The 1,130-nt window shown below is 64.2% G+C and carries 1 protein-coding gene and 1 pseudogene; both read left to right on the forward strand.

Features of this window, described 5'->3' with window-relative positions:
• A partial coding sequence (locus ACKAE7_RS21005; protein ID WP_408980224.1) for a tyrosine-type recombinase/integrase occupies positions 1 to 510 on the forward strand: 510 nt, incomplete at its 5' end.
• Positions 507 to 1,130 (forward strand): annotated as a pseudogene (locus ACKAE7_RS21010) (site-specific integrase); the annotation flags it as partial. The gene ACKAE7_RS21005 and the pseudogene ACKAE7_RS21010, both read left to right, overlap by 4 nt.

Raw genomic sequence — 1,130 nt, forward strand, 5'->3', positions numbered from 1 at the left:
TGGGAGTCGGGAATCCGTATCGGCGAAGCACTCGGACTAAGGCATGAGGACATTGCAGTCGCCGAGGGCGAGCTGACGATCCGCCGTCGGGTGAACGCCAACCGTGCCCGGGCGAAGTCCGTTTCGCCGCGCACGATACCGATCGGCGCGGACGTCGTGCGGCTCTACGGCGACTACCTTCACGAGGAATACGGAGATCTGGACAGCGACTACGTGTTCGTGAATCTGTGGGCGGGCCCCCGCGGCCGCCCGATGGGCTACGCGGCAGTCTATGACCTGGTGAAGCGGCTGCGCCGGGACACTGGAGTGGATTTTGACCCGCACTGGTTCCGCCACACCTATGCCACCCGCTTGCTACGAGCCGGGACACCCATCGAAGTGATCAGCAGCCTGCTTGGCCACGCATCGGTCGCAACCACCATCGACGTCTACGGCCACCTCACCGTTGAGGACGCCCGCCGCGCCCTCGAAAAGGCAGGGCTGCTGACCGGAAAAGAGGTCACCTGGTGAGCTCCCTCGCACTGAATGAAAACGAGGACGGTTGCGGTCTGTTGGCTAAACTCATGGCCACCGTCCGGCCCGAATTCAGACCCGAAATCGTGATCCCGGCCCCAGGCTCCCTCGTCTTCAACACCGAGCCCTGCCGGATCGACGAGTGTGAACGGCAACGTACGGTGAAAGGGTTCTGCAAAAGCCACTACAAGCGCTGGCTGGACCAAGGACGCCCCGAATGGGAGTCATTCCTCGCCAGCCCCGGCCCATTACCCGTAGGCGACGGCCCCTTGGCGGCATGCACCGTCACCTGGTGCCGCTTCGGTTCGGCCAGACGCGGCCTCTGCGTCAGCCATCACGGGTTCTTCAGTCGTTCCAGCGAGACCGACGTGATTAAGTGGCTCGCTACCCTCTCACCCGAGCCGGTCATCGAGCGGCCCGAATGCAGGCTCGCGTTCTGCGACCTCTGGGCCCAAGGCAACTCGCCGTTGTGTCTGAACCACAAGTCCCGCTGGCACGCCATTGGCGCACCGGATATCGACGAGTTCGTCGCCCGGTGCGAAAGCGTGGGCCTGGACCGGTTCGATTTCCGATGCCTGGCAGATCGTCCCCAGCTGCGGCTTGAGCTCCAGCACGCC

The organism is Pseudarthrobacter sp. NKDBFgelt, from assembly GCF_046097905.1.
Taxonomy (GTDB): Bacteria; Actinomycetota; Actinomycetes; order Actinomycetales; family Micrococcaceae; genus Arthrobacter; species Arthrobacter polychromogenes.